This is a genomic window from Ruminococcoides intestinale (assembly GCF_040095935.1).
GTDB lineage: Bacteria > Bacillota > Clostridia > Oscillospirales > Acutalibacteraceae > Ruminococcoides > Ruminococcoides intestinale.
The window spans coordinates 1-26,266 of sequence record NZ_JBBMFQ010000002.1; the positions used below are offsets into that span (position 1 = coordinate 1).

The 26,266-nt window shown below is 41.5% G+C and carries 22 protein-coding genes; 7 read left to right on the forward strand and 15 right to left on the reverse strand.

Annotation, left to right across the window (positions count from 1 at the left end; translation table 11 throughout):
• The first annotated feature begins 408 nt into the window (after nt 1-408).
• The gene (locus WMO31_RS03740; protein WP_367286099.1) at nt 409-1,566 is read left to right on the forward strand and encodes a zinc ribbon domain-containing protein; all 1,158 of its coding nucleotides are present in this window, start codon (nt 409-411) and stop codon (nt 1,564-1,566) included.
• A gap of 88 nt (nt 1,567-1,654) precedes the next feature.
• Here WMO31_RS03740 and WMO31_RS03745 read toward each other — a convergent pair whose 3' ends face one another.
• The 4 genes from WMO31_RS03745 to WMO31_RS03760 all read right to left on the reverse strand — a co-directional run bounded on the left by WMO31_RS03745 (nt 1,655) and on the right by WMO31_RS03760 (nt 5,876).
• On the reverse strand, nt 1,655-2,212 hold the full coding sequence (locus WMO31_RS03745) for a hypothetical protein (RefSeq protein ID WP_021883589.1): 558 nt from the start codon (nt 2,210-2,212) through the stop codon (nt 1,655-1,657).
• Between the two features lie 298 nt (nt 2,213-2,510).
• Complete coding sequence (locus tag WMO31_RS03750) at nt 2,511-3,659, reverse strand: resuscitation-promoting factor (protein WP_117846913.1); 1,149 nt, start codon at nt 3,657-3,659, stop codon at nt 2,511-2,513.
• Nucleotides 3,660-4,063: 404 nt separating this feature from the next.
• Nucleotides 4,064-4,906, reverse strand: coding sequence for a DNA damage-inducible protein D (gene dinD, locus WMO31_RS03755; protein WP_303806770.1), 843 nt, complete (start codon nt 4,904-4,906; stop codon nt 4,064-4,066).
• A gap of 157 nt (nt 4,907-5,063) precedes the next feature.
• Nucleotides 5,064-5,876 (reverse strand): AraC family transcriptional regulator, encoded by an 813-nt coding sequence (locus WMO31_RS03760; RefSeq protein WP_303806769.1) that lies wholly within the window; start codon nt 5,874-5,876, stop codon nt 5,064-5,066.
• A gap of 137 nt (nt 5,877-6,013) precedes the next feature.
• Between WMO31_RS03760 and WMO31_RS03765 the strand changes: the two genes are divergently transcribed.
• Complete coding sequence (locus WMO31_RS03765) at nt 6,014-6,850, forward strand: AraC family transcriptional regulator (protein WP_021883593.1); 837 nt, start codon at nt 6,014-6,016, stop codon at nt 6,848-6,850.
• A 65-nt stretch (nt 6,851-6,915) separates the two neighbouring features.
• Here WMO31_RS03765 and WMO31_RS03770 read toward each other — a convergent pair whose 3' ends face one another.
• The 3 genes from WMO31_RS03770 to WMO31_RS03780 all read right to left on the reverse strand — a co-directional run bounded on the left by WMO31_RS03770 (nt 6,916) and on the right by WMO31_RS03780 (nt 9,450).
• Nucleotides 6,916-7,764 (reverse strand): alpha/beta hydrolase, encoded by an 849-nt coding sequence (locus WMO31_RS03770; RefSeq protein WP_303806768.1) that lies wholly within the window; start codon nt 7,762-7,764, stop codon nt 6,916-6,918.
• A 14-nt stretch (nt 7,765-7,778) separates the two neighbouring features.
• Nucleotides 7,779-8,708, reverse strand: coding sequence for an Ig-like domain-containing protein (locus WMO31_RS03775; RefSeq protein ID WP_303806767.1), 930 nt, complete (start codon nt 8,706-8,708; stop codon nt 7,779-7,781).
• An 88-nt stretch (nt 8,709-8,796) separates the two neighbouring features.
• The gene (locus WMO31_RS03780) at nt 8,797-9,450 is read right to left on the reverse strand and encodes a Crp/Fnr family transcriptional regulator (RefSeq protein WP_117838025.1); all 654 of its coding nucleotides are present in this window, start codon (nt 9,448-9,450) and stop codon (nt 8,797-8,799) included.
• Nucleotides 9,451-9,558: 108 nt separating this feature from the next.
• Between WMO31_RS03780 and leuC the strand changes: the two genes are divergently transcribed.
• Together leuC and leuD are read left to right on the forward strand one after the other, a co-directional pair.
• The gene (leuC, locus tag WMO31_RS03785; RefSeq protein WP_046432360.1) at nt 9,559-10,824 is read left to right on the forward strand and encodes a 3-isopropylmalate dehydratase large subunit; all 1,266 of its coding nucleotides are present in this window, start codon (nt 9,559-9,561) and stop codon (nt 10,822-10,824) included.
• Nucleotides 10,825-10,843: 19 nt separating this feature from the next.
• On the forward strand, nt 10,844-11,323 hold the full coding sequence (leuD, locus tag WMO31_RS03790; protein WP_015522977.1) for a 3-isopropylmalate dehydratase small subunit: 480 nt from the start codon (nt 10,844-10,846) through the stop codon (nt 11,321-11,323).
• 267 nt (nt 11,324-11,590) lie between these two features.
• Here the strand turns inward: leuD and WMO31_RS03795 are convergent, their stop codons facing one another.
• The 7 genes from WMO31_RS03795 to WMO31_RS03825 form a co-directional block, all read right to left on the reverse strand.
• Complete coding sequence (locus WMO31_RS03795) at nt 11,591-12,166, reverse strand: integrase core domain-containing protein (protein WP_367999236.1); 576 nt, start codon at nt 12,164-12,166, stop codon at nt 11,591-11,593.
• Nucleotides 12,132-12,716 (reverse strand): helix-turn-helix domain-containing protein, encoded by a 585-nt coding sequence (locus tag WMO31_RS03800; RefSeq protein ID WP_367999237.1) that lies wholly within the window; start codon nt 12,714-12,716, stop codon nt 12,132-12,134. Before WMO31_RS03800 ends, WMO31_RS03795 begins: the two co-directional genes overlap by 35 nt.
• Before the next feature lie 218 nt (nt 12,717-12,934).
• Entirely contained in the window at nt 12,935-15,826 is a 2,892-nt protein-coding gene (locus WMO31_RS03805; protein WP_367999238.1) for a leucine-rich repeat protein, read from the reverse strand.
• A gap of 133 nt (nt 15,827-15,959) precedes the next feature.
• Entirely contained in the window at nt 15,960-16,124 is a 165-nt protein-coding gene (locus WMO31_RS03810) for a hypothetical protein (RefSeq protein ID WP_304011500.1), read from the reverse strand.
• Between the two features lie 192 nt (nt 16,125-16,316).
• On the reverse strand, nt 16,317-18,683 hold the full coding sequence (locus WMO31_RS03815; protein ID WP_367999239.1) for a glycogen/starch/alpha-glucan phosphorylase: 2,367 nt from the start codon (nt 18,681-18,683) through the stop codon (nt 16,317-16,319).
• Nucleotides 18,684-18,687: 4 nt separating this feature from the next.
• Nucleotides 18,688-20,175, reverse strand: a complete 1,488-nt coding sequence (gene malQ / locus WMO31_RS03820; RefSeq protein WP_367999240.1) for a 4-alpha-glucanotransferase — start codon at nt 20,173-20,175, stop codon at nt 18,688-18,690.
• 141 nt (nt 20,176-20,316) lie between these two features.
• Nucleotides 20,317-20,862, reverse strand: coding sequence for a CinA family protein (locus tag WMO31_RS03825; protein ID WP_101070710.1), 546 nt, complete (start codon nt 20,860-20,862; stop codon nt 20,317-20,319).
• 139 nt (nt 20,863-21,001) lie between these two features.
• Between WMO31_RS03825 and WMO31_RS03830 the strand changes: the two genes are divergently transcribed.
• From WMO31_RS03830 to ilvB, 3 genes are all read left to right on the forward strand, one after another.
• A complete protein-coding gene (locus tag WMO31_RS03830; protein WP_367999241.1) occupies nt 21,002-21,730 on the forward strand; it encodes a 16S rRNA (uracil(1498)-N(3))-methyltransferase in 729 nt (242 codons plus the stop codon).
• Between the two features lie 127 nt (nt 21,731-21,857).
• On the forward strand, nt 21,858-22,553 hold the full coding sequence (locus WMO31_RS03835) for a 5'-methylthioadenosine/adenosylhomocysteine nucleosidase (RefSeq protein ID WP_367999242.1): 696 nt from the start codon (nt 21,858-21,860) through the stop codon (nt 22,551-22,553).
• Nucleotides 22,554-22,713: 160 nt separating this feature from the next.
• Entirely contained in the window at nt 22,714-24,381 is a 1,668-nt protein-coding gene (gene ilvB / locus WMO31_RS03840) for a biosynthetic-type acetolactate synthase large subunit (RefSeq protein WP_367999243.1), read from the forward strand.
• Nucleotides 24,382-24,677: 296 nt separating this feature from the next.
• Here ilvB and WMO31_RS03845 read toward each other — a convergent pair whose 3' ends face one another.
• Nucleotides 24,678-26,162, reverse strand: coding sequence for a uracil-xanthine permease family protein (locus WMO31_RS03845; protein ID WP_367999244.1), 1,485 nt, complete (start codon nt 26,160-26,162; stop codon nt 24,678-24,680).
• Nucleotides 26,163-26,266 lie beyond the last annotated feature (104 nt).

Sequence of the window (26,266 nt, forward strand, 5' to 3'; positions counted from 1 at the left end):
TCCTGATGCTTTTTAGTGTACATCTCACTGTAATTCTTTGAGCTTTCCTCAAAGTCATTACGGGTTTCTTTACTATTATCTCGTTGTTCAATTTTCAAGGTCCTATGTTCACTTTGCACAAGAAAAACTTGATTCTCTCTTTTGTTTTAAGAGGATTTGTTGTTTTCCTTCGCGGAACATTGTCTATTATATACCTTTTTCAAGAAAAGTCAACCCCTTTTTTCAAAAAAATTCAATTTTTTCAGAAAAAGTTTTAGCCTTGTGGTTTTGCCAACAAATTTCTTTGTTTTATCACAACATATTGTGGTTGTCTAAAATACACCTTTTTACAATTTTCAAAATCCTATTGTATTTTCCCTTTCTATAATATAAAATAGAAATACAAATTAATTTTTCGGAGGAAAATTTATGATTAATTCCATTCCCTATTATCCGTATCAACAGAATGTGCAGATATTGAAAGGATTCTTTTCCAAACCGCTTACATTAATATGTGCAATAGTCTCCGGCCTTACATGTATTCTCGGAATGTTTAGCATTAATACAAGAGCAGGTTCTACGAACATATCTTTCTCGAGCGGCACGGGCGGTTCAATTTCAATTCTTTTATGTATTGCTCTTATCCTGCTTTATGCAAAGTGCCGTTCAAATGATCCAATGCCGTTTGGTGCAACGGTTACTCTCATCAAGATATATTCTATCATTGAAATAGTAATCGGCGGACTTGCATTGCTCGCCTTTACCGGAATAACTTTTCTTCTTGCATTAGTTTTGCAGGGACAGGAAGTATTCGGATACATTCTTATCCTCTGCATCTTTGCTATTCCTATTGCACTTGTAACACTCATACACGGTATCGGATTGCTTTTATGGTCTGATTCAATTAAGAAGGGTGCAACATCGGTTTATCTCAAAAGCAGAGGTTCAATACTTCTTGCCGTGTCTTCTATTCTCTCTATTATAGTAAGCGTTGCATCCGCAATTGCTTCATTCATCTTCATTAAGGAATACGGTCCGGAAATTTCAGCGTATCTGCATCATTTGGCTGAGGAGAATCCGAACTTTAATTTTAGCGGTCTATTTGATTCGTCAGATCCCATGAATTCATTGTTTATTTCCGCTGCGGGGGTTGTAACGGTATTAAATACAGTACTGTCTGCTGTATTTTACGCTTTGCTTGCAGCACTTGCTATTTCTTTTCATACATATATAAAGAAATACACAAACGGAATTAACTTCGGTTCAGGTCACTCTCCTGAATATGACGCTCAGCAAAACGCTGTTCCCGTACCTCCTGTTGCTCCTGTAACAAATGAAATGCCGACAGAAGGTATTCAGCCGCCTGTTCAGCAACCGATTGATTTTCAGCCCCAAAGCGTTGATTTTGGCTCAATGGATGCAACTTCCGACAACAAACAGATTAACACTCAGTTTGAAAATCCTTATATGCAAGCTGTCGCAGACGATATGAGTGATAAATCAAATACGGTTGTTTGCCCGAACTGTCATGCACAATGCAATAACGATATGAAGTTCTGCGGAAACTGCGGTACAAAACTCAAATAAAAAACGCTATACATATATATAGAAAAAGCGGAGATTGAAGTTGAATCAATCTCCGCTTTATTGTGTCACAATTATTTACATATATATGTTACTTTTTAAAAGCCTTGAAATCCTTGATAACCTGCTCACGATGCTTATAGTTATCGCTATTCTTGTCGGGATTCGTCTTATCAATAGCAGTATCTGTATAAATCATAAGATAGTTGCCGTTATCCGAAAGATAGGCTGTTACATCGGGAAGTCCGTAGATGCTGAATGTGCCGTTGTCCTTAACAGACTTTACAATCTCATCGGCTGTGCTGTTCGTTTTCTTTGTATCATAAGAGTAAAGCTCAATGATAATATTTGAACCTGCATACTTTGCAGCAAACTTTTTACCTTCTTTGGCGCCGATAGCGGACGCATCCATTTTAATGCTGCCGTCTTTACTTCCAAGGTATTCCTTAGCTACAAAATAATCAACAAGTCCGTCAAGGTCATTGCCGTATTTATCATCCTTAACCGAAGATGTTGTAGGCTGAGTGCTGTCCTCGCTTGTCTGTGAAGAACTGTTACCGTCCTTATAAAGTGCATCATTATAGCTGCAACCAACTGCAGTAACCGCAAGAATGCCTGCACATAAAATCGCTGTAAGAATTCTCTTCATAATATTTTTCCTTTCGGTTCATTCTTTCGTTCTGTCATAAGTACAGTATATTATACCGCATATTTTCCGATAAATCAATATAAATTTCAAAAACAATAGGCAGATGCCGAAGCGTCTGCCCTGATTATGTCGTAACATTATTAATATCGTAAGATTTGATTATATAGAACTGCCCTTTCAAATTAAGTGTGATACACTCACCATACAGAGTTAATTCTATCACCAAGTCAAGCTCGGGAATTCATAGTTTAGATTATATCAAACTATCTACACGAACTAAAATTAACACGAGCTAAAATTAACCTACTATATATACATTCACATTTCGTCTGCCAAAGCTTACGCATTCATCATATGTGTTGTAGAAACAGTCAACAATTGCAGTTCCCGACATGAGCGCACCGCCTGTGTCAACGGCTGTTGCGTAGCCGTAAACAAAACTGCCGTCTGTTGATACAATGTAAAGCTTTGAGCCATACGGAATGATGTTCGGGTTGACTGCCACACCGCCGTGATAAGCCGTTACGCCTGTTGCCGTAAGTGAACCTGCGGGTGCTGTGTACGCTGTACCTGAACCTGTAACAACCGATGAATAGGCAACGGTGTTGCCGTTCATATCCGTAAATGTGCCGACAGGATTGCTGACATTTGAACCCTTTGTACCCATAAGTACAACCTTGTCAACAGGCTCTTTTGTAATTTTGGTGTCTACTGTTTCTGAAGATACCTTTTTGCCGTCAACATACTTGCACTTCTTTGTTACAAGAGCTTCGCCCTGTTTACCCTCAGTCTGAACCTTTGTTTTGCCAAGGTCAACATCTTTTGAATTTTTCTTAACGGTTTCAAAATCAACCGACTGAGTTTCAGTTTCGTTCCTGTAGGTCACACGCTTGATTGTGATGCTGTCTGCGTCCTCAATGTTGCTATCCTTGTCAACGCTGAGAATATCGTCATCGGAAAGCTTGTAGCCAAGCTGATTGAGGACATCGCAAACATTGCCGTTCGGAACATAAACGCTGTCGGTTTTGCCGTCAGCCGTAATTGAAAGCTTTTTGCCCTTGTAAACCTTAACGGTGAGATTATCAGAAACCGGAGTTGAAAGCGACGGCTCAACCACCTCGTTATATGCGGGAGTGATGCCTGTTCTTTCAAGCACATCGGAAACCGTACCTTTTGCAAGGCTGACTGTCTGAACATCGCCGTTATAGTCAACGCTGATTTCAACAGCCTTAATCATGCCGTGTGTAAATCCGTTTTCATCAAGTCCTGCATAAACGATATCACCGTTTGCAAGCTCAACACCGTCTGATGTTACAGCCTGTTCTGTTTCTGCGCTGTAGTTCACGGCAGCAGCTACCGTGTAAATCGAACCTGTAATAATTGCAGCTGCAAGTGCAAAAGTCGTTACGGAACGCAGGGAACGAAAGTTCTCTTTCTTTTTCTGCATAATAAATTTCTCCTGACTTGCAATTTTCTCAGGATTGATTTTGCATAGAAAATTGCATATTTAATTCATAAACCTTCACTAAAGAGCCGTCTTGCTCTTTACAGGCACACATTATAGGACTGTGTTTTGTGAATGTCAAACCAATCAAAAGTAAATTTTTTGTGCAATTCCACAATACTTTCGCCTTTATTTTCTATTTTTGCAATATAATCTTGTTTCCTATCGGGAATTATCCTGCAAATTTATATGCAATTTGCAAGAAATTCACTTTTACCGTTTCGTTACCGATTTGTTACTGTTTTGTAACCACTTTCCCATAGAGAATTTTATCGCTTTAAACAGCCGTTTTTAATGCTTTTTTAGCAACAAAAACGAGGTCAAATCGACCTCGTTTTCTGCTGTATTTATTCATCTTTTTTCTTTGTAATTGTTTTTTGTGATTTCTGTTCTATTTCTTTAATACTACTCTTTGGAGTGGGCAAATCTTCCGGCATAGTACCGCCAAGTTCCTTTATTGTTTCACGGACTTTTTTGCCAACATGATAATGGGTTTGATTAGCCTCCTGCTTGCCCTTTATATTATCTCTTCTAAGTTTTTCTTCAGTTTGAGTTGCTCGGAATAAATTAGCAGCTAATTCAGTGCTACCCATATAATCCAAAATTTTCTGACTTTTCTTTAAGCCCTTTTTATTATGTATTTCTTTCGCTCCAAGTCCACCGTAAAGCCCTTTATATCCATAATTTTGAAATATAGCATAATCCCTTTGTTCTACAACACCCGCATCATGCGCTGCATCTGCCAACATAGAATTATGTCTTTTTAATTCATTTCTGATTGCTAATCTTTTTGCATCTTCAGATAAGGAATCAAAATTTTCAGAAAGTTCTTGTTCTCTTGTTTTTACAGCAAAATAAGTTTGTCCAAAGGATATAATTTCCTTTTGAGGATCACCGTTCATAACGATTAGATAGCAAGCGTAACGAGATAATTTTATATCTTTTACTTTTCTATTTGCACCATTGCCTATCTTTCTTACAACTTCGCATTCTTCAAAATGTTCGTCTATATCATAACCGCTGTTTTCACATGATACAGCCGCTCTTTGAACAGCTTCATAAAAATTTCGCCATTGCGAATATTCAAGCACTTCCTGAAGTTCTCTCGCATACCAAAATTCTTGACCATATTCATTAATCTGTTTGATGTTCTCAAATATTCGGTCGCTATACTTTTCAATACTAGTCACGACTATCCTCCTTTGTGCAAAGTATACAAAATTTTCGTTTTTTTGCAACATTTTGCTGGCATCAGCAAAATGTTATTATTCAAATTACTAATCTTAAATCAGCTATTATTATATAATAATTATAATGTAACTCACATTAAAAATCAACACTAAAGTTTTATAATGTTGTTTCATTTGCGTGCTTTTTGCGGTACTCCGTAGGGGTGATTCCTTTCAGCTTTCTGAAAACCTTTGAAAAGTATAACTGATCGGAAAAGCCTACCGAGAGGGCGACATCCTTAATCTGAACATTCGTGTTGTTAAGCATTGTGCAGGCTCTGCCGATTCGGCAGTTGTTGATGTACTCGATAACCGAAAATCCTGTTTCTTCCTTAAAAAGTCTGTAAAGGTAAGTGCGGTCAATCTGAACTTTGTCGGCAACGCTTTTAACCGTGCATGAAACCTGCCGAAAGTTTCTTTCTATATAATCTCTCGCCTGCATAATGTAGTCGGTTTCGGTTGATTTCCGACTCGGATAATACTGAATATAGTATGACAGCAGAATCAGAACCTTGCCGTTTGTGCGACAGGCGGCATAAACCGTGTCGCTGCTGTCATCACAGACATCAAAATATTGAAAAAGACTTTCAACGGGAATTTCGGGGGCAACAGGACGGCTTTTTGAAAAATTGGTTCGGCTTATCATTACGGCAATTTCAAACCCCGTGAGTTCAACCCATTTGTATTCAAACATAATATTCGGATAGATCTTGACGCTTATGCTTGAATACGGAAAAAGCATAACCGAATTACCCCTTTTCACGGGATATTCGATGCCATCTATAATAAAAATTCCCTTGCCTGCCGTAACAAGAAACAGACCGTAGGTTTCACGCATTGCGGGTTTGATTTCAAAATCAATATCAGGAATCCTCACACCGCACGAAACACAAACATTTGACAGTACTCTGTAATTACTATTTTGTTCCATATAATCGCCTCAAATACAACATTTGTCCATAATATCATAACATATCTATATAGATTTTCGTGCTTTTTCACGCTATAATTATGTTATTATACAATAATTTTGCATTTTTGACAATAGGTGATTCGGAGTGAAGCATTTTGAACTATAAATACGAAATAATAAATTATGACCAAAACACACCTGCAAAGGTTATGTATCTTAACCTTTCGTCAGAAACACACAAGACTGAACTTCATTGGCACAGAGAGCCTGAGCTTGTCTATGTGATTGAAGGTCAGGCAGAATGTCCGAGAAACGGCGAAACAACGCTTGTAAACGAGGGAGATTTTATTCTTTTCAACAGTGAAGATGTTCACCTTGTTCGGCCTGTTGTCGGAACAAGCGTCCGCCTTGTGTGCATTCAGCTTTCGTTTGAATATATGCGAATGTTCTGCAAGTCAATTGACAGCGTTGTTTTTGACCTTTCTGTTTCTCCTCAAACGAAGCAGAAGCTTATTGAAGTTCTTCAGGAAATTGCCGAAACAAATCCCAATGACGAGTACAGCACACTTCTTCAAATTGCTCATGTCAATAAGATTTACTATCTGCTCTTGAAGAATTGCACCTGCTTTAAGAGAGCAACCAACAATCCGATTATTCCACGCAGAGATTTTTCATATGCAAAAACAGCAATTGCATATATTAATGAAAACTACAAGCGTGAAATTCCTCTTAACGAGATTTCATCGGTTGTAAATCTTTCTCCGTCTTATTTTTCAAAGTACTTCAAAAGCATCACCCGCGTGAGCTTTTCGGAGTATCTTGCAAACCTCCGACTTGAAAATGCAATCAACGATATGCTTGATAAGAACTCGACGGTTTCTGCCGCTGCACTTGAAAACGGCTTTGCAAATGTAAAGTCATTCATCACACAGTGCAAAAAGGTCTACGGTCTTACACCGGCACAGTATAAAAAGAAACTTCTCAACAGATAAAATTTTAAAGGCTCAGAACTTTGTACAGGTTCTGAGCCTTTTTGCATACGGCATACAGCCGTTTCTTATTGATAAAGTTTATCCTTGAAAAATTTCGCCACCATATCCCACAGCTTTTCCTGTGCAAAAAATATGTCGGCGTGTTCCGCTCCGTTAATTGCAACCAATGTGACATCGCAACCGTTTTCCTCAAGCAAATCGTGCAATTCGGCACTCTGCGAAAAAGGAACGGTGGAATCGTCTGTTCCGTGAAAAATCATAAACGGCGGTGCTGACTGGGTTACATACGAAACGGGGCAACACTTCATTGCCTTTTCCTTATTGAGTGCAACATTCATTCCGAGCATGAGCGACTCCATACTTGCCGCCGAAGTTAACGGCGATTCATATGGAAATGTCGAAACATCAGTCGGCGGATAAAAGGCACAGCAAGCCTGTACCTCGCTTGAACAGTCAAGATAATTTCCGACATCAAGAGCCTTATCGTTATCTAAAGCGCACATGGCAGCAAGATAGCCTCCTGCGGATTCGCCTGCAACACCGATTTTGTTTTCATCTATATTATAACGGTCTGCGTGAGCCTTGATGTAGCGAATAGCCGCTTTTACATCCTCCAACGGCATCGGATATGCCCCTTCATTGCTTGTGCGATATTCAACACTTGCAACTGCAAAGCCCTCGAGTGCCAACTTTGCAAGATAAGCAAAATGGGCAGATTTATCCAGTCTTATCCAACCGCCACCGCAAAACCACACAATACACGGGGATTTTTTGTTTTTTAATTTTGGATAAATCAAGTCGAGTTTCAAGTCTCTTGTGGTGTGTCCGAACCATGCGTCAACCTGTGCATAGGTTATGTCGGATACGGTAAAATATCTCGGTTTTTCAATTTTAAGATTCATTTCAAACTTCATAATATTATCCCTTATCAGTTGTATTTGCGAAGCAAGCCTATATTATATGACTCAATCTCCGAAAGGTCGCTTTCGCTGAAATTGTAGTTTTTGTGATACCAGCTCCGGCTCTCATAGTATTTCTGAATTGATTTTGTTTTGAAAACATATCCGTGACGGGCATAGATTTCATTGATTGCATCCTGTGCAACATCTCCGCCGAGTCCCGTAACTTCACCTACAGTAAGTTTTCTTTGTGACGAATGCGGAAATATAAAACCGTTGTTACGGCTTTCGTCTGATTTTGACGAAGAACTGTTTGAACCTTCATGCCTCTTAGCATCATCACTCTTTGTCGGCTCTGTTGATTTTGTGTAACTTTCGGTCGGATTCATATTGTTGCCCTTTACGGTAACGGTACAGGTTGCCTTTTTGCCGTTTGCGGATTCGCAGGTGATTGTTACAACGCCTTCGCTTTCACCAAGAACCATGCCGTTGCCGTCAACACTTGCGACCTTCGGATCCGATGACGACCACACAAGGTTGTCGGACGGAGCGTCAACAGGTTTAACCTTTGCCTCAAGCTGAATTTTACCTCCCTGTTTTACGGAAGTTGAGCTCTCGCTCAGAGTCACGCTTTCAATCTCTTTGTCAAGAACGGTCACATTGCAAAGTTTTTTAAGTCCGCTTTCGCTCTCTGCCGTCACAACGGCTGTTCCCTTTGATTTGCCTGTGATTGTTCCGTCATCAACGGTCACAATTTTATTGTCCGAAGATGACCAGCTTATTTTTCCCGCATCTGCACCCTCGGGTTCAATTGTTACCGAAATATGCTTAGTATCGCCCACATGAAATTCAATTTCTTCATAGCTTAATTTCATGCTCTTGGCTTGTTGTACAAAGCATGAGCAAATCACAAACGGCACAATCATAATCATCGCCAAAACGGGTATTAATTTTTTCACAAATACTCCCCCAGTCCTTAATATATGTAAAATCCTTATCCTTATCTGTATTCTAACCTATTTATATACTTTTGTAAACCACAGCCGATCAACTTTCATTCACAAGCTTTTCAAGACCTTCTCTGCTCTTTATAAGTATTCTTCGGTACTCGGTAGAAATGTATCCCGATTTTGCAAATCTGCTCAGAGTTTTGCTGACCGTTACCCTCGATACGCCTACCGTATTGGCAATTTCTTCATGCGTAATTGCAACAATGCCGTCATGTTCGCTTTCAAGCAAGAGCCCTGCAATACGGGCGTCTGCCTGCATAAAGGTCATTGAGTCAAGCTGTGATGACAAAAGCCTGATTCTGTTGGCAAGAATTTCAAGCAATTCAAACGCAAGCGTCGGGTGCTGTGCGATAATGTCGGTCAATCGCTTTTTGTCAATCATTATAACTTCGGTATTTGTAAGTGCCTTGGCGGAACTGACTCTCGGCTTTTTGTCAAAAAAAGCACCCTCACCGATAATCTCGCCGTGTCTTGCCGTGTTGAGAGTTTTCTCGTTGCCGTCAACGGAATTCATATACACCTTTACACTGCCCTTTTTGATGTAGCAAAAGCTTTGCGCCGTGTCGCCCTGAAGATAGATTATCTCATCTTTTGCGTATTTTCTGACGCTCCCCGACTGTTCAATCAGCGACTGCATATTCTCATGAACAGTGCTGTTTGCGTGTCCGCAGGCATTAATCGTGTGTTCCATAATACACCGCCCTAATAATCCGATTTATTTCCTTAATTGTAACATACTTTACAATCTTTTTGCAAGGTGTATGCAATAATTATCTTAAAAGAAAAGGAGTGATTTATTATGGGTATGACTATGTCGCAGAAGATTCTTGCGGCTCACGCAGGACTCAGCGAAGTCAAGGCAGGTCAGCTTATTGAGGCAAAGCTCGATATGGTTCTCGGTAACGATGTAACATCTCCCGTAGCCATTAATGTATTCGAGGAAAACGGCGCTACCTCAGTATTTGACAACACAAAAATCGCAATGATTATGGACCACTTTACACCTAATAAAGATATCAAGGCAGCAACACAGGTTAAACAGGTTCGCACATTTGCAGACAAATATGATATCAAAAACTACAGAGATGTAGGTCAGATGGGTATTGAACACGCACTTCTCCCCGAACAGGGACTTGTAGGACCGGGCTGTCTTTGCATCGGTGCTGACTCACACACCTGTACATACGGCGCACTCGGCGCATTCTCAACAGGTGTCGGCTCAACAGATATGGCGGCAGGTATGATCAGCGGTAAGGCTTGGTTCAAAGTTCCGTCAGCTATCAAATTCAATATCGTAGGCAAGCCACAGGGTTTTGTAAGCGGTAAGGATGTTATTCTCCACATCATCGGCAAAATCGGCGTTGACGGCGCACTTTACAAATCAATGGAATTCACGGGCGAAGGTCTTAAATACCTCAACATTGATGACAGACTTTGTATTGCAAACATGGCAATTGAGGCCGGCGCAAAGAACGGTATCTTCCCTGTTGACGACATCACCCGTGAATACTGCAACGGCAGATATCAGGGTACCCCTGTCGAATACACGGCAGACGAGGACGCTGTCTATGACGAGGAGTACACAATCGACCTTTCAACTCTCCGTCCGACAGTTGCATTCCCGCATCTTCCCGAAAATACAAGAACAGTTGATGAAATCGGCGAAAAAGAAGTTAAGATTGACCAGTGCGTAATCGGTTCATGCACAAACGGCAGAATTTCAGACCTGCGTGCCGCCGCAAACATTCTCAAGGGCAAGAAGATTGCAAAGAATGTTCGTTGCATCATCTTCCCCGGCACACAGCAGATTTGGCTTGACGCTATGCACGAAGGTCTTTTTGATATCTTCATTGAGGCAGGCGCAGTTGTTTCAACACCGACCTGCGGTCCGTGTCTTGGCGGTCATATGGGTATTCTTGCCGCAGGCGAAAGAGCAATCTCAACAACTAACCGTAACTTTGTCGGCAGAATGGGTCATGTTGACAGCGAAGTTTATCTTGCAAGTCCGGCTGTTGCCGCCGCAAGTGCTGTCGCAGGCTACATCATTGACCCCGAAAAGGTATAAGAAAGGCAGGTAACAAACAATGAACGCAAAAGGTACTGTACACAAGTTCGGCGACAATGTGGATACCGATGTAATTATCCCTGCTCGCTACCTTAACACCGCATCTCACAAGGAGCTTGCGGCTCACTGCATGGAGGACATTGACGCAGATTTCGTAAACAAGGTTAAAGAGGGCGACATTATGGTTGCCGAAAAGAACTTTGGCTGCGGTTCTTCCCGTGAACACGCACCAATCGCAATCAAGGCAAGCGGAATTTCATGTGTAATCGCATCAACCTTTGCAAGAATTTTTTATCGTAACTCAATCAACATCGGTCTTCCGATTCTTGAATGTGATGAGGCGGCAAAGGATATCAAAGAGGGCGACACAGTTTCCGTAAACTTTGACACAGGCGTCATCACCAACGAAACAACAGGCAAAACATATCAGGCTGAGCCGTTCCCCGAGTTCATTCAGAACATCATCAAAAAAGGCGGTCTCATCAACTCGATTATGTAATCCGTTGATTTTGATTTATAATTATAACAGAACAATAAACGGCAGACTTGTAAATAAGTCTGCCGTATTTTTTAGTTTGTAAAAACAGTCTTTTATGAGAGAAACAAAAAAGTCCGAGCGCTACATTGCTATTGTTTGTACAATCCAATGTAGCGGCAAACTTTGTTCGCCAATCGTTTCGATGGTAACATTGAAACGAACAGTAGGGGCGAACCGTGTGTCAAGTGCAACATGGTAACCACCTGTGCAAGGACATGGTATACAAATTCACAATCTTGAAATTTTGCGGTGAATACGCTTGCCGGATGACGAGTCATACTCAGCAATAACAAAATTGCGATAGCAAACAAGAAATGAATCATTGTTTGGATTAGGTCTGAATTGAACATAATCATTGATGAAAGTTTCACTAAGATATAATTGAAAATTCTGAAAACGGACATATCCCCACGAATTTACTTTTATGACTTTAAAGCCGGGTTCATATTCAAACGGCTCCACCTTGTCAGCAAAAATCCTTTCGCTGTGAGTATAGACATCGGCAGGACATTTGTTCCCAAGTGCTTCATGAGGTCGCAGGCAATTATACTTAGTTCGCCACTCTTGCAGAGCCTTGTCAGCGTAATCCAAGTTCTTGAATAGATTATGATTTAAAAGTTCTCTTTTCATACTGCCATGAAACCGTTCAATTTTTCCTTGTGTTTGCGGATGTTTAATTCTGCAATGTATGGGAAGAATGTCATTGTTCATAAGGAATTTTTCAAACATAGTAAATCCATGTTTAAAACCTGCAAACTGAGAACCATTGTCAGAAAGTACGCTTGATGGGCATACCAAACTCATAAAAAGCTTGCTTAAAAGCGTTAATAACGACATTTTTAGTGTTAGGAAAGCATGCTATTTTGATTGAGTATCGTGAGCTGTCATCGAGAATAGTCAATGGATAGCAATAACGATTATCGGCAGTTAAAAACTCTCCCTTGAAATCAGTTTGCCACATATCATTGCAATGTTCTTTCTGAAAGCGTTTAAAAGGCTTTCTTTTGAGAGATTCCTCTTCAGATATGAGTTGGTGTTTATGAAGAATGTTAGTAATGGTTCTTGGACAAGGAATGTTTTTATACCCTTGATTTTCAAGAAAAATTTTAATTTTATCATCACCCCAACCCGGGTTATCGAAACGAACAGAAACGATTAATTCTTCAATGTCGTCAGGCGTTCTGTTAGGAGAACATAATGGTCTGCGTGACATATCAGTTAAGGGCAGTCCCTGTTTAAATCTATCAACCCACTTGCGACCGGTTTTGCGTGTGATTTCATATTCCCGACATAGAGCACTAAAATTATTTGTTTCTAATGCTTTTGTAACAAATTCTAATCTTTGTTTTTCCACAGTTTTACACTCCCACGGCATAAAAACAGCTCCTTCATTTGCTATTTTCTTGCCATTTATTTTATCATAAAACTGTATACTATGTCTTTGCACTGTTGTATACTATGTTACTACACTGCACACCGTGCAAGCTTTCAATGAAAATCCATATAATCATTACATTAATATACAAAACAACCCCGACAGATTTTGCTCTGTCGGGATTGTTGCTTATAATATTATTTTCTTGTAATTGACCAACCTGTTGCGTTATAACCGCTGATTGTCTTGCCGTTTTTGTCGATACAACGGAGAGTGTATGTAACCTTCTTGCCCTTCTTTGCACCCGAGTCCGTATAACTTGCAGCTGTTGTGTCTTTAACCTTTGTCCAACTGCCTCCGTCATATTTTCTGTAAAGTCTGTAGCCGTATACACCTGCAACCTTGCCCCATGTCACGCTTACACCCTTTGGAGTGTTTGTAAGCTTTGTGATTTTCGGTGCAACTGCGGTATAGCAATGCGACCAACCTTTTGATTCAAAGCCGCTTACTGTATTTCCGTTCTTATCAATGCAACGGATTGTGTAGGTTTCCGTTCTGTTCGGACTTACTCCCGAGTCGGTAAAACTTGTCGCAGTTGTATCCTTAAACCTTTTCCAACCGCCTGATGAGGTCTTGTAGTAAAGTCTGTAACCGTAAACTCCTGCAATTTTGTTCCAACTGAGCTTGATACCACCTGAAGTGTTTTCAAGCTTTGAAATTTTTGGTGCAACGGGTGCATATTTTTTCGACCAACCCTTTGAATTGTAACCGCTTACTGTGTTGCCGTTCTTGTCAATACAACGGATTGTGTAGGTTTCCGTTCTGTTCGGACTTACTCCCGAGTCGGTAAAACTTGTCGCAGTTGTATCCTTAAACCTTTTCCAACCGCCTGATGAGGTCTTGTAGTAAAGTCTGTAACCGTAAACTCCTGCAATTTTGTTCCAAGTCAGTTTAATACCGCTTGATGTGTTTTCAAGTTTTGAAATTGTCGGAGCAACGGGAGTGTATTTCTTTGACCAACCCTTTGAGTTGTAACCGCTGACAGTATTGCCGTTCTTGTCAATGCAACGCATTGTGTAGGTTTTTGTCTGATTTACGCTTACCGCTGAATCGGTATAACTTGTTGCAGTTGTGTCCTTAATTCGTTTCCAACCGTTTGAAGTTTTCTGATAAACTCTGTAACCGTAAGCACCCGAAACTTTATTCCAGCTTATTTTGATACCGCCCGAAGTATTTTCAAGTTTTGAAATTGACGGTGTCTGCAAAGTTTTATCAAGTGCAACAAAGTTAAAGCTGTTTTTCTTAGCGTAAGATTCTGCGACAGTACCTCTGTAACCCTTAACAGTAAAATCTTTAACCTTGTTTATTTTATAATTATCAAAATCAAAAACAAAGCCGATTGCATAATCGTCTATTTTAGTTACATTTTTCTCAATTGTAACTGTTTTAAGATTTGAGTTATCAAGTAGCATACCGTAACTTCCGACATAACCATTGCATAGTTCTTTTAATGAAGTAGGTGTTGTATAGGCAGAATCCTTTTTGTTATACGGATAAAGAATAATTTTAGTCTTATTCTTGTCATACCAAATACCGTTTTCAGAGGTATAGTTTTTATTATTGAGGTTGACATTCACCTTTTCAAGCGAAGTACATCCTGCAAATACCTGTCCACCTACTGTTTTCAAATTGCTTCCTATATTAACACTCTTTAATTCCGAACATCCTGCCATTGCTATATTATCCATAATTATCACGCTGTCGGGGATGTCAATAGTTTCAAGACTTGTACAATGCGATAATGCACCCATTCCGATTTCGGTCAAATTCTTTGAAAGCTCTATATTTTTCAGATTGGTGCAATAAGAGAAAGCAAGTCCGTCAAGAACCGTAACGCTGTCGGGAACAGTAATGTTTGTCAAACTTGAACAATTAGAAAAAGTCCATGATTCAATGCGTTTGACACCGTCAGGAATATTTACATTTTTCAGTCCCTCACAATCTAAAAATGCCCAATTACCGATTCTGTTTACTGTTTCGGGAATTTTCACACTTGTCAGATTCTTTTCTTCATAGAAAGCATAACCCGAGATATTGGTAATGCCCGACTTGAGGGATAATTCTGTATTTTTAGGCATATCGCCTTTGTAACCGTAAGCACTCTCGCCTATATATACCACACCGTCAGGCTGACTGTTAAGCCACTTTGTTTTTTCAAAAGCTCTTCCGCCGACATATGGTAAATCATCCGAAACTGTAACACTTGCAAGATTTTCACAACCTGAAAACGCATACTCGCCCACACTTGCAACACTCCGAGGAATTGTTATTTTCGAAAGTTTTTTACACTCAACAAAAGCAAAAGCGCCGATACTTTTCAAGGTTTCCGAGAAATTAACGCTTGTAAGTTTTTCGCAAGAGCCAAAAGCGTCATTTTCTATTCTTTCAATGCCGTCATTGAAGTTAAGTTTTGTGAGTCCCTGACAATTATAAAAAGCGTACTTGTCAATATGTTTTACACTGCTTGGAATTAAAATGGCGGTAAGATTTGCACAATCTTTAAAAGCCGACTCTGAAATGCTGACTGTATCGGATTTTACAGTAATTTTGGTGTTGCGTGGCATGTCGCCTTTATACTTATACGCTACTTTTCCGACATACACAAGACCGTTCGGCTGATTATTAAACCACTTTGTGTTATTAAATGCATTTTCACAAACAGTATCAAGATTGCTGGAAAATTTAATTCTCTCAAGTTTTATACAGCCGTTAAAAGCAGAAAATCCAATTGTTGTAACTCCGTTCGGAATGGTAACGCTTGTAATAATTCCGTTGTCACTCAATGCACCGGTATCAATTTGTTTTACCGTGTGACCGTTAATTGCCGAAGGAATGGACAAAGATGATGCCATACCGTCATAGTCAGTAATTGTACACGAATTATCGTCTTCTATTTTGTATTGAAAATCACCATAGGTAAGTTCATCGTCCTCCGATGCGTTTACCGTAATCGGAGCAACAACAATTATACTTAAAAGCATAGTAATCGTCAGAAATACAGATGTCAAACATTTAATCTTTGTTTTCATAAATAAGCCTCCTTAAAATATAATACTCGTTGTCTGTCAACTCGATTATACACCTTGATATTTGCAATTATCAATAAAATTATTTTTAATTTCAAAGCATTTTTATGAATGTTATAGAAATTCACATTGCTTTTTAATATGTCATACCAAAAAGCATCGGACAAATAATGATTGAATTTTTTGTTATGATAACACCATATAAAATTCGCAAAGTAAAGGTCATAATGTGGGGGAGAACCGTGTTCTCCCGTTCGTGTGCATTGCACACGATTGAACGCTGTGCGTTCAAATTATACACAACTCATCACCTTTTCATCAAAAATCTATTAAACAAAAACATTCATCACGCGGGCGGATAATATCCGCCACTACAGTATATCAACAACTTTGTAACATTTATATAATATGTAACGACAAAAAAGCCTCCCGAACAAACGGGAGGCTTGAATGCTTTTACGCACAAATATTTAAAGTAAAGTTATTTAACAAATTACTTCTTGTAAGATGTGTGCCAGATTTCCTTAGCATACTGGAGGATTGTACGGTCAGATGAGAACTTACCTGCATTTGCAATGTTGATAAGGCACTTCTTACCGAATTCCTTACGGTTAGCATACTCTGTGTTAGCTCTGATCTTTGTATCAACATAATCGGGAAGGTCATAGATGAGGAAGTAGTTATCAGCCTTCTGCCATGAAGAATCCTTGAGGAGTGAATCATGGAGTTCCTTGAAGCTGCCTTCGCCCTGAGCGCCGCCGTCATCAAATGTGCCGTCAACAAGAGTATCAACAACTCTCTTAATTTCCGGATTAGCGTCATAAAGAGCCTTTGGATGGTAGCCTTCCTTCTTCATTCTCTCGATATCCTCAACCTTTGCGCCGAAGATGTACTCGTTCTCAATGCCTGCGCACTCAGCGATTTCAACATTAGCACCGTCAAGTGTACCGAGTGTAGGAGCACCGTTGAGCATGAACTTCATGTTACCTGTACCCGATGCCTCAAGACCTGCTGTTGATGTCTGCTCAGAAAGGTCAGCAGCAACAACAATCTTCTCAGCGTAAGATACATTGTAGTTAGAAATGAAGTAAACCTGAAGGAGATCCTTTGTTTCGGGATCGTTGTTTACAAGCTTTGCAATCTCGTTGATGTACTTAATGATTGCCTTTGCTCTTGCATAGCCCGGAGCAGCCTTTGCGCCGAAGATAAATGTTGTAGGAGTCCAGTTTTTAAGCTTCTTATCCTTCAATCTGAAGTAGATTGTCATGATTGAGAAAGCGTTGAGGAGCTGTCTCTTGTACTCGTGAAGTCTCTTAACCTGAATATCATAGATTGAATCGGGATTTACATCGTAGCCGTCCATCTTCTTGATGTAGTCTGCGAGCTGCTGTTTCTTCTTCTTCTTGATATTGTTGAACTTTGTGATTGTTCTTGTGTCAATGCTGTCATTGAGCTTTTCAAGAAGTGAAAGGTCTGTAAGCCATGCATCTGAGCCAACCTTCTCTGTGATAAGAGCAGAAAGCTCAGGGTTGCAAAGACCGAGCCAACGGCGCTGTGTAATACCGTTTGTCTTGTTCTGGAATCTCTCGGGATATACCTGATACCACTCTTTGAGTACATCAGCCTTGAGGATTTCTGTGTGAAGCTCAGCAACACCGTTTACATATGTTGATGCGTATGTTGCAAGTCTTGCCATATGAACAACATTACCGTCGATAATGCGCATCTTAGCCTTTATATCCTCGTGCACACCCTTAGCAGTAAGCTCTTCCTGGCACTTGTTGGCGATAAGGCAGATAATGTGATAAATCTCAGGAATAACCTGTGTCATAAGGTCAGCAGGCCACTTCTCGAGAGCCTCACCGAGAACTGTGTGGTTTGTATAGTTAAATGTCTTTCTTGCAATTTCAAAAGCGTCGTCAAAATTGAAGCCTTCGTTCATAAGAAGTCTTACAAGCTCGGGAACACATGATACAGGATGTGTATCGTTAAGCTGAATTGTGTTTTCCTTTGCAAAGAAGCTGAAATCATTGCCGTGCTTCTTCTTATAACGGCGCATAATGTCCTGAAGTGATGCAGAACAGAAGAAATACTGCTGTTTAAGTCTGAGAACCTTGCCCTCATACTTGTTATCGTTAGGATAAAGAACCTTTGTGATGTTTTCGGCATCGTTCTTTTCCTGAACGGCATTGTTGTATTCTGTGTTGTTGAAAGCAGTAAAATCAAAATCGTTTATTGCCTCAGCCTGCCAAAGACGAAGTGTGTTGATGTTTGTTGTCTTACAGCCGATAACAGCCATATCGTAAGGAACAGCCTTAACTGTCTGGCCCTTGAATGATACTGTAACAGCCTCATCTTCAACACGGTTGCACCACGGATCTTCAAATCTCTGCCAGTTATCAGCTGTTTCAACCTGATAACCGTTTTCGATAAGCTGCTTGAAAAGGCCGTACTTGTAACGGATTCCGTAGCCGTCAAGCGGTACTTCCTGTGTAGCAGCACTGTCGAGGAAACAAGCGGCAAGTCTGCCGAGACCGCCGTTACCGAGAGCGGCATCGTCGATATCCTCAAATACATTGATGTCAATGCCCTTCTTTTTGAGGAGCTTTGTAACATCTTCAAGAATGCCGAGGCAGTAGAGGTTGTTGTACATCATTCTGCCCATGAGGAATTCTGCAGAGAAATAGTAAGCTCTGCGTTCGCTGTCATGTTTAATCTTGCTTGCTTCCCAGTTGCCTGCGATTTCGCCCATTACTGCTTTGCCGAGTGAGTAGTGAAGCTCAGCGGGTGTGAGCTCTTCAATCTTTTTGCAGTACATAGACTGAGCTGTGAGTTCAAGCTTTTCCATAATATTACCCATTTGTTTAGTCCTCCAGTCGTCCGCTTTTTTCAGACATAGTTTTTAATTTATCAGCAAGCTCATCAGTAAGAGCTGCACCATCGAGTCTCCATACCCAGTTTCCGCCGAGTGTTGACGGAATGTTCATTCTTGCCTCCTTGCCAAGGCCGAGAATGTCCTGCATAGGTACGATTGCTGTATCTGCCTTGCTTTCATAAGCAACACGGATGAGTCCCCAGTTGAATGGTTCGTCATCAGGCATCTGACAATAACTTCTTGCATAGTTAACGTCCTCGGGTTTAGCTGTTTCAAGCCAGCCCATAACAGTATCGTTATCGTGAGTACCTGTGTAAACAACACAGTTTTCGGTGTATTTATGGGGAAGATAGTCGTTCTCTTCACCACTGTCGAAAGCGAATTCAAGAACCTTCATTCCCGGATAGCCTGTCTGCTCCATAAGCTCGGTTACATCGGGAGTGAGTGTTCCGAGGTCTTCGGCAACAATATCAATCTTGCCGAGTGCCTCTTCCATCATATTAAAGAACTTAATGCGCGGACCTTCAACCCATTCACCGTTGATTGCGTTTTCGGCAGGATAAGGAATTGAATAGTAGCTTGCAAAAGCTCTGAAATGGTCAATACGGGTGATGTCATAAAGCTTTGATGCGGCTTTGATACGCTCAAACCACCACTCATAGTCGGTAGCCTCAAGGTAATCCCAATCATAGAGAGGATTGCCCCAAAGCTGACCTGTTGCCGAGAAGTAATCCGGCGGACAACCTGCAACTGCGATGGGATCACCGTCGTCATAAAGCTGAAACAGCTCGGGATTTGCCCATGTGTCTGCGCTGTCCATGGCAACATAGATTGGCATATCGCCCAAAATCTTGATGCCGAGACCGTTTACATACGCACGGAAGGATTCCCACTGCTCATAGAATTTGAACTGTACAAACTTCCAGAAATCAACATCATCCTTGAGCTTGCGTTCATAACGCTTCACGGCAGCCTCATCACGCATTTTGATTTCCTCATCCGGCCATTCTGTCCAGGAAACCATGTCAAAGCTCTTTTTAACTGCCATATAAAGTGCATAGTTTTTGAGCCATGAACTGTTTTTACGCTTGAAGGATGTAAATGCCTTCTGGTCACCCTTTTTGAAGTTATCGTAAGCAATCTTCAAAACTTCAAAACGGTTGTTGTAGATTTTCTCATAGTCAACCTCGGCGTCATTTGAGCCCCAGTCACGGCTCATGACCTCTTCCTTAGTCAAAAGACCTTCTTCACAAAGAGTGTCAAGGTCAATGAGGTAAGGATTGCCTGCATAGGTTGAAAAAGACTGATACGGTGAATCACCGTAACTTGTCGGTCCAACGGGGAGAATCTGCCAGATTGTCTGACCTGATTTTTTCAGAAAGTCAGCAAACTTGCGAGCCTCTTTGCCGATGGTGCCGATACCGTAGGGGGATGGAAGCGAAGTAATCGAAAGGAGAACACCTGCGCTTCTAGCCATAAAAATCAACTCCATTCTGACGGACTGTTAAATTTTTTAAATCTGCGAATTCGGGCGCAATTCGCCCCTGAACCCACAGTATCAAGATAATTTTAGCACATAATCTAAATTTTTACAAGTTATTTTTTTAACAACGACAAGTTATTGCAATATACTCAAAATAGTCAGTAAAACAGCGTCAGAAGTTAGTTTTCTTATATAGCCTCTTGAATTTACCATGTTAATACTGCCGCCAAGCATAAGCTTTATTGCATAACTTTTGTCTTTTGTGCTGATTCCGCAATAAACAAGACCGACAGGCTTTTCGGGAGTTCCGCCCGTAGGACCTGCAATTCCCGTTGTACTTACGGCTAAATCCGCACCCGAAACATTTCTTGCACCCTCTGCCATCTGCATTGCAGTTTCAGCCGAAACTGCACCAAGCACAGACAGCGTTTCGTTTGAAACTCCAAGCACCTTATGTTTCATTTCATTTGCATATGTGCATACGCCAAAATCAAACACATCGCTTGCACCGCTTACTGCGGTAATTCTTTCGCTTAAAAGACCGCCCGTACAGCTTTCTGCGGTTGCAAGCTTTACACCCTTTTCACGGAGCTTTGCAACAACATTTTCCTGGAGCGTGTCGGAATTGAGATTGTTTTTTCTCAAAAGCCGAACCACATCTGTATCTGTCAGAGTTATCATTAATAATCATCTCCGAAAATTTTTCGTATATCCATATTTTAGCACCGGCATATGAATATTGCAATTATTTTTATTTTTTGATATATTAAATAGAAAAGGAAAGCGCTCACGCAAAAACGCTTAAAAAAGAGGTAATTTTATGGCTTGGTTTTTTACCGAAAAAAATATATTCGGCAACAACTACACCCTTGTCGGAGAAAACGCAAAGCATATTTCTAAGGTGCTGCGTATGCGTACAGGCGATGACATCACCCTTGTTTCTCCGAACAAAACGCAGTATGAATGTAAAATTTCGCTCATCACACAGGGTGAAGTCACAGTTGACGTCATCTCACAAAAGCCGTGTGAAAACGAACCCGATGTTTTTGTAACCCTCTATCAGGCTCTGCCTAAGGGTGATAAAATGGATTTCATCGTTCAGAAATGCACGGAACTCGGAATCAGCAGAATTGTGCCGATGATTTCGGCAAGATGTGTTTCCCGTCCCGATGAAAAGTCGCTGAAAAAGAAGTGTGAACGCTGGCAGAAAATCGCTCTTCAGGCAGCAATGCAGAGTCGCAGAGGCATTATCCCCGAAGTAACTCCGTGCATTTCGTTTAAAGAGGCAACAGAACAGACAAAGCAGAACGAAAAGACCGTATTTTTTTACGAAATGGGCGGAGAATCCGTCAGAAAAATTCTGAATGGCATAAAGCCTAAAACCGTCGGAATGTTCATCGGCAGTGAAGGCGGATTTGAACAATCGGAGGTTGACAGCGTAACCGCAATCGGCGGTCAGGCGGCAACCCTCGGCAAACGAATTCTCCGTGCAGAAACCGCCCCCCTCGCCGCCCTATCCATTATTATGTACGAAACCGACAATTTTTAGGCGAGTGCCTCGTACCCCTCTCGTGAAGACAGTTTGTGCAATACACAACAAATGATGCCCGAGCGTAGCATAGTAGTTGCCTATACAAAAATTACATTAACTCAACACCAAAATCGGAGGAAAATTTATGACAGGAATTATATGTGCCATGCAGATTGAGGCCGACGGAATTATCGCCCTTTCTCAGAACACACAAACCGAAGAAATCGCAGGAATGAAATTCACCACAGGTACTCTTAACGGCAAGGACATAGCCGTTGTAGTCTGCGGAGTCGGCAAGGTCAATGCCGCCATGTGTGCCGTTGTGCTTATTGAAAAGTTCAATCCCGATGTTGTAATCAACAGCGGTGTGGGCGGTTCACTCTCCCCTCTTGTATCAATCGGAGATATTGTTGTTGCAACAAAATCCGTTCAGCACGATATGAACACAACTGCTCTTGGTGACAGACAGGGCGAGGTTTCGTTTCCTGACGGTACAAAGATATTCTTTGACTGCGACAAAACAGTAGTTGAAAAGCTCACGCAGGCGTGCAGGGCACTCCCCGACACCAAGGTTGAGCAGGGCGTTATCGCAAGCGGCGACATATTCATTTCAGACCGTAAAAAGCGCAAGAGAATTGCCGACACATTCGGTGCGCTTGTCTGTGAAATGGAGGGTGCGGCAATCGGTTATGTTTGCTACGCACTCAAAACTCCTTACGGAATCATCAGGGCAATCTCCGATGACCTTGACGAAAACAAGGGCGTTGATTATGCAAAATTCTGCGAGCTTGCAAGCAAAAAAACCGTAGGCGCAATATGTGAATATCTCAAAAATGAATAATTATGACCGACTTAAAACGGGGAACGCTTTTGTTTCCCGTTTTTTCTTTTGTAATGAGTTGTCTTTTTCGATTTCTATTGACAATATAATCACATTTGGATAAAATAAAAGGTAACATTGTTTTATGGAATAACACTACATATACAAGGGAGAGATTTATATGCAGCTTACAGGTGCAGAAATCATTTGCGAGTGTCTTCTTGAACAGGGTGTTGACACGGTTTTCGGTTATCCGGGCGGTGCGGCACTCAACACATACGATGCGCTCTATAAATACAGCGACAAAATTCGTCACATTCTCACAGCACATGAACAGGGTGCTTCTCATGCGGCTGACGGTTACGCAAGAGCAACAGGCAAAACAGGCGTTGTTATGACAACATCGGGTCCCGGTGCAACAAACATTGTAACAGGCCTTGCAACAGCCAATATCGACAGCATTCCGCTTGTTGCAATCACAGGCAATGTAACAACCGATCAGCTTGGAAGAGACAGCTTTCAGGAAGTTGACATTGTAGACATCGTAAAGCCCGTTACAAAGGCAAGCTTCCTTGTTGAAAAGGTTGAGGATCTTGCCGACACCATACGCAAGGCTTTTGCTCTTGCTCAACACGGCAGAAAAGGACCTGTTCTCGTTGATGTTCCAAAGGATGTAACGGCAAACAAAACAGAGTTTGTACAGACTATTCCCGAAAGACCGAGAACCTTTGAAATCAGAAACCCCGAAAAAGTTCGTGTTGTTCAGGAAATGATTAAAAACGCAAAGCGTCCTATGATTTACGCAGGCGGCGGTATCATCAGCGCTGACGCAAGCGAAGAATTCAAGGCATTTGCAGAGCTTATTGACGCTCCCGTTTGTTGTTCGCTTATGGGACTCGGCTGTATTCCTGCCGATCATCCGCTCTGCGTCGGCAACATAGGTATGCACGGCGGTTACGAAACAGGTATGGCAACAGCCGAATGTGACCTTATGATTGCGTGCGGTGCAAGATTCTCCGACCGTGTTGCAGGCGACCGTGAAAGGTTCGGCGAACAGGCAAAGATTGTTCAGCTTGACATTGACGAAAAAGAAATTAACAAGAATGTAAAGGTTGATGAATACATTCTCGGAGATATAAAAGAAATTCTCATTGCACTCACAATCGGTCTTGACCGTCAGAACCATCCGGACTGGCTTGCGAAGATTGAAGAATGGAAGCATCATTTTGACGATAAAAAGCTCCCCGAGTGCGACCTTCCGCTCCCACAGCAGGTTCTTGATACAATCAACGAAATCAAGTGTCCGTCAGACATCATCGCAACAGATGTAGGTCAGCACCAAATGTGGGTTGCACAGTTCAGCAAGATTATGGAAAGCAGAACGCTCCTCACATCGGGCGGTATGGGTACTATGGGTTACGGCATGGGCGCCGCAATCGGTGCGCAGTGTGCCCGTCCCAATGACAGGGTTTGCCTCATCACAGGTGACGGCAGTTTCCACATGAACTTAAACGAACTCGTAACAATGAAGTCCTATGAACTCCCCATTGTTGTAGTTGTTATGAACAACACGGTTCTCGGCATGGTTCGTCAGTGGCAGAAGCTTTTCTACGGCAGTCGTTTTTCACAGACCGATCCGCACAGAGCAACCGACTTTGTAAAGCTTGCAAACGCTTTCGGCGTTGACGGTTTAAGAATCACAAAGCCTGAGGAAATCAAGCCGATTCTCACAAAGGCTTTTGAGATGAACAAGCCCGTTGTTGTTGACTGCCGCATCAGTCCCGATGCAAATGTTCTCCCGATGATTCCTCCGGGAAAAACAATCAACGAAATCATCACCGAAATGTAAGCCGAGAGCCTCGGCACGCAGTTCGTGTAGGCAGTTTGTGTTTGGAACAGTTTTCAGTTCCCGAGCACGGCAAACCGCTGTTCCTTGTTTGTGTAGGTAGTTTGATTAAATAACATCTGCATATTTCCGAACACAGCTAACTTAATAATTAAACATATATAGGGTACTCGTTCGAGTACCCTGTTTTTTATGCCATTCAGTAGCGGCGTTCAACTTTGAATACATAGCTTTAAACAAAGCGTAAAAAAACAGCCGTAAAAATACGGCTGTTTTGTGTTACGACTATTAAAGCAAAATTACTTCTTTTCTTTCTTTTCCTTTGGTTTAACTTCTTTTTCAAAGTTTGCGGCATCGGCAACATCTTCCGTATCGAACTTATAGTCCTTACCGGAGAAAACTGCGTTGAGAACGATACCTGCAATTGATGCAACAGCAAGCGGTGAAAGTGTTATTGCGGCACTGCCGATTGTGAAGCTTACCGTGTCGCTTGAAAGACCGAGCGCACAAACAAGAATAACTGCGGCAACAATAAGGTTACGGCTCTTTGTGAAGTCAACCTTGTTTTCAACAACATTTCTGACGCCGATAGCAGAAATCATACCGTAAAGAACAAACGAAATACCGCCGATGATACAGCTTGGAATTGAACCGATAATTACCGAAACAATCGGGAAGAATGATACTGCAACGGCAAAGTAAGCGGCAATTCTTATTACTCTCGGGTCATAAACTCTCGTAAGAGCGAGAACGCCTGTGTTTTCACCGTATGTTGTGTTTGCAGGGCCGCCGAAAAGTGATGCAAGTGTTGTTGCAAGACCGTCACCGACAAGAGTTCTGTGGAGTCCCGGATCTTTGATGTAGTTATTGCCTGTTGTTGAACTGATGGCGCAAATATCGCCGATATGCTCCATCATTGTAGCAAAAGCAATCGGAACAATGGCAATGATTGAAGATGCGATAAGCGCACCGTTTGAGTAATCAATACCGCCGAATACCGTTTTATCCCAGTGAATCGGAATTCCGATAAGTCCCTCACTGCCGAAAATGTGACCTTTTGAGATGTTGTCGCAAATTGTGTTCAGGCTTGTAAAGTCAAAAATAGGCTGATAAACACCGTTTGCGTCAGCACCGCCCGAGAAAAGCCACGGAACATTCTGAATAAGGTCAGGATTTGCCTGTGAAATGAAGTAAAGCACAAGACCTGTACCGTAGGAGATGAGCAAGCCGAGTATAATCGGAATGATTTTAGCCATTCCCTTGCCCCAGATGTTGAAAACAACAATTACAGCAAGAGCAACTACAGCCAAGAACCAGTTTGTTGTGCAGTTTGAAACAGCCGACGGAGCAAGTCCAAGACCGATTGCAATGATGATAGGACCTGTTACAACAGGCGGGAAAAATCTCATTACCTTTTCAATGCCCACCGCCTTGATAACTGCGGCAAGGATGAAGTAGATAAGACCTGCACACGCAACGCCAAGGCACGCATACGGGAGCATACTGTTAGGGTCATTGGGTGAAAAAGCCTTGATTGCGGCATAACCGCCCAAGAATGCAAAGGACGAGCCGAGGAAGGCAGGTACTTTAAACTTTGTAATGCAGTGGAACAAAAGTGTTCCCAAACCTGCCATAAGCAAAGTTGTTGAAATGTCAAGTCCCGTTAAAATCGGAACAAGGATTGTTGCGCCGAACATTGCAAACATATGCTGAACACCGAGAATTATCATCTTCGGTTTTCCGAGTTTGCGGGCATCATAAATTGCGCCGTTGTTTTTGTCCATTAGAATTCCCTCTTTCTCGTTTTCGGGTTTAAAATCTGTAAAAACCCATTCCTTTTAATTATACCTTTACACAGATATAAAAGCAATAACTTATTTTTACAAAA